This window comes from Pontibacterium sp. (assembly GCF_041587635.1).
GTDB lineage: Bacteria > Pseudomonadota > Gammaproteobacteria > Pseudomonadales > Balneatricaceae > Pontibacterium.
The window spans coordinates 1-3,702 of the sequence record NZ_JBFGYC010000414.1 but is presented as its reverse complement, the minus strand read 5'-3'; the positions used below and the strand labels follow the sequence as shown (position 1 = coordinate 3,702).

Sequence of the window (3,702 nt, the reverse complement as noted above, 5' to 3'; positions counted from 1 at the left end):
AGTGCTGGAAATTTCCACAATTCACTCTGTTTAAGCTATTCAATTACTAACCATGTTTAACAAGCTCCAAAGGAGTCCAGCATGGTTAGTGCATCTAAATCGCCATCTATCCCTGAAATAGGTTTTTTGCGTCTTTCTCAGGTGCTTGAACTGATTCCCGTTGGTAAAAGCACATGGTGGGACGGTGTTAAATCTGGTCGTTACCCAAAAGGTGTCAAAATCAGCGCCCGTACCACTGCGTGGCGGGTAGAAGATATTCGCCTGCTGGTGGAAGAGCTATCCAGTGCGGAGGTGGGAAAATGACCACTTACCGCGCCGAAGTTATTATTGAACGGATTGTTTACGTTGAGGTTGAAAGCGAGTCGGCAGGGAACGCTAGAGATGCGATTCAGGACAACTGGGGGCGGCAGGTAGGTGATGCAATATACCGAAGTTCGCGAATCGAAAAAATAACAATTGTTGAAGATGGGAGTCAGTATGAGCTCTTTTAAACGTTTTCAGCAATGTCTGATATTGTCCCCGGGTTTTCTGCAACACTATCGACCTAACCCCCCGCGACCCATGGCTGGCGGTGAAATCAATACGCCGCAGGTAGGGTCGGTAATTCATAATATATATACACAAATTATTAACCTGTTAATGATGATTGCGCCCTTTGGTAGGGAAACCGGCGCCTCGTCATGCGTTAGCGGTGAAACAGGTTATTAAGGCGCACGATGTGGTGTTGAAGGGTAGAGCGTTCCAGTTACCGGCCAGCAGGGGAGGAAAGGGACATTATTATCCTATTCTGGCACGGACTGTTGATCAGCTCGATGCGATGCTTTCACACCACTGTAAGGTGCTTGTGTTCAGGCTAGACTTTCACCTGTATGACGGCACTGAGAACAATCGGATAATCTCTGACTTTATACGCCGATATCGTAAATGGGCAAAGCGACAGGGGTTTATGCGCCTGGGATTTATCTGGTGCCGGGAGCAAGAGCATAGCCATGCACAGCATTATCATTGCGTTTTTATTCTGGACGGCAATAAAACCCGTCACCCCCACCGCCATATCGAGCAGATCGAGGGGCTTTGGGAAGAGCGACAGTTGGGCAGTGTTTATACCCCGAAAAACTGTTATATCGTGCTGAAAAGGGGGGACGACGAAGCCTATCAGCGGCTCTTTGATCGGCTTTCCTATTTGGCGAAAGTCGCGACGAAAAACCTTCGGGCCCCAGCAACCAACGACTACTCCACCAGCCGGATAAAACCGAAACTGCGCGATTGACCTGCTTGCACTTTTCGGCATGAATCGGATGTTGATTGCGGTAAGTCGGGAGCGAAAACTGATCGCATAACAACATGTGGGATTAGTCGTCTGCGTGGACCGTGATGTAACACATGCATAACAGCCCGGTTAACCCACCATTGTATCGTGCTCAGTAAAAAGAATGAGCGGACGATTTTGGCTATCCCTAACATCATTCATAAGGGCATGAAGGTACTTCTGGGCTAAAAGCAATGCGGGGTTGTGCAGCGCGTAACCGGATTAGCGAGGTATTTTTATAAAAAGATTTTATGTTTTTATTGTGTTTTATAGTTTTTTTTGATTTTGCTAAAGTGGCCGCTCAAGCGGTGTTAGCCCTTGGTGGTGCGATCTTAAAGTGGACATTCTTTTTCTGCAAAGCAACCGTGTCAACGCATCACTTCATATCCAAGACTAAGGGCTGACCGTGGCAATTGAACGTGCATGCGGATTACAGTAGGATGAATTCTGCATTGAGTACTATTTGAACGATTGTTCGCTTTTTTTCAAGGAAATCATCGCCAATGGACTGCACCGCTGTACTGCGTAAAAAACGCCTGTGTCTTGCTGTTTCTCAAGCCATTCTCGGCACCACCCTGCTTGCCTTCGGAGAGACCTCAATTGGTCAGGATGCAGCGGGAAAAACACAGATCACCCCAACGCAAAACAGCGTCAGCACCACCTTCAGCAAGGACCATTGGCACGCACAGATCAACGTCGGTCATCAGGAAGGTCTATTTGCTGAAGGCGTGATCAGCTTCGTGAACCAAGCACAAAGTAGCGGTGTTTTACTCTCTGTAAAGAAAGCTCCAGAACTTGAACGCTTCCTGATCAATACGGGGTTCAGCATTGGCGAAAGCGGGCTGGTGTCTTTCGGTGTGGCACGACTCAGCAAAGACAACGATTACAGCTTCGGTTACGGCATCAGCCGTGAAGAGGAAGTGAAGCAAAACACTTACGATCTGGCATTGTCTCTGGGGGGCTTTGACGCACAACAGCTTCTGGACGATTTGAAGTTCCGCGTGACCTATCACGACACTGACGGTAAAGATCTGGGCACCGTGGGTTTCAACGCCACTGAGACGGCCACCGAAATTCGCATCGACGAAGTCTTGGGGCAGATCGTCGGCGGTGACAAACTGATCTCCCAGCTGGAAACCTCCTTACGCATCTCCACTCAGCTCAAGCTGCTGGCGACATTGGGTTACGAGCGGCAGGAGTTTGACCGCCAGTTCGCGTCGGAAGAGGGCGTAACCGGCAGCGTTGGATTGGCCTACCGCCCGTCTGACCGTCACTTCCTGTCGCTGAAACACCGTGCAGGTGAGGTTTCAGGCAGCAGCACCGCGCGCTACGACTATGTCCTGGAAAATGGGATTTCCCTCTACGCCACCTATGAGCACCTGAAAAACACGAGTGGCGGACAAGACGATAGTGATGACGTCTGGTCGCTTGGTTTGTCGATACCGCTGGGCCACGCCGGCAAAGCCACCGTGGTACCGCTGTATACCGCAGGTCAGAAAAACATTGTCAGCCACCACACGTTAGTACCGAGCAGTCAATTGAAGACTGAATTGGTGCATACAGCGCGAGCCCATGCCGAACTGAACCACATTGTAACAGTAGACAAAACAGCGGTCGGAGCAGGTAGTAGCGTGGTCGTCGACAGCGGCAATGTGATCACCACTCTGGACACCGGTCTCACCAACCTTTTGGACGGTCCTGTGTTAGGTGCAACCGCTAACGCATCCAGCTTCAGCATTGCCAACAACCAGCTGGTGATCAGCAACACCCAGGATCTGCCTGCACCTGCCACCATCATCATCAACGTTGCGCAAACCGGTGGTGGTAACACCTTGATCAGCCTGGACACCACGCAGGGTTCGGTAATCCTGAATGTGTCCCCAGTCTTCCTTCAAAATGTTACGTCCAACGATGCCAACGCGGTGATCAATGGTAGTAAGACCTTCTCTGAAGTCCAGACGGAAATGACGGCAGACACTATGCCGGACGCCTTCAGCTTCACTGATCAAACCGGCGTGGCGCTCAGTGCGCAGGCAGAGTCCAACAGCATCACCGTCGCGGGCATCAGTACTGCGTCAGCGATCAGCATCAGTGGCGGTGAGTACAGCGTCAATGGCGGCAGCTACACCAGTGCTTCCGGCAACGTGAACAGCGGTGACACGGTGAAGGTACGCCTGACCTCCTCAGCGAGCCACAGCACGGCAACCAGCGCCACCCTGACCATCGGTGGGGTGAGTGACAGCTTTGACGTCACCACGACGGCACCGGCCCCTGATAGCACACCGGACGCCTTCAGCTTCACTGATCAAACCGGCGTGGCGCTCAGTGCGCAGGCAGAGTCCAACAGCATCACCGTCGCGGGCATCAGTACTGCGTCAGCGATCAGCATCAGT

3 protein-coding genes and 1 pseudogene are annotated in these 3,702 nt (G+C 51.5%); all 4 read left to right on the top strand.

What is annotated here, in order from left to right; genetic code table 11:
- Window positions 1-81 precede the first annotated feature (81 nt).
- Complete coding sequence (locus tag ABYW01_RS16595) at window positions 82-303, top strand: helix-turn-helix transcriptional regulator (RefSeq protein ID WP_372834831.1); 222 nt, start codon at window positions 82-84, stop codon at window positions 301-303.
- Entirely contained in the window at window positions 300-491 is a 192-nt protein-coding gene (locus ABYW01_RS16590) for a hypothetical protein (RefSeq protein WP_372834828.1), read from the top strand. Before ABYW01_RS16595 ends, ABYW01_RS16590 begins: the two co-directional genes overlap by 4 nt.
- Before the next feature lie 326 nt (window positions 492-817).
- On the top strand, window positions 818-1,270 hold the full coding sequence (locus tag ABYW01_RS16585; protein ID WP_372834834.1) for an inovirus-type Gp2 protein: 453 nt from the start codon (window positions 818-820) through the stop codon (window positions 1,268-1,270).
- Between the two features lie 542 nt (window positions 1,271-1,812).
- A pseudogene (locus ABYW01_RS16580) lies at window positions 1,813-3,702 on the top strand (hypothetical protein); the annotation flags it as partial.

What these genes read in the sequence shown, in the direction of transcription:
- ABYW01_RS16595 (WP_372834831.1), top strand. Translation starts at nt 82, where the DNA reads ATGGTTAGTGCATCTAAATCGCCATCTATCCCTGAAATAGGTTTTTTG.
- ABYW01_RS16590 (WP_372834828.1), top strand. Translation starts at nt 300, where the DNA reads ATGACCACTTACCGCGCCGAAGTTATTATTGAACGGATTGTTTACGTT.
- ABYW01_RS16585 (WP_372834834.1), top strand. Translation starts at nt 818, where the DNA reads ATGCTTTCACACCACTGTAAGGTGCTTGTGTTCAGGCTAGACTTTCAC.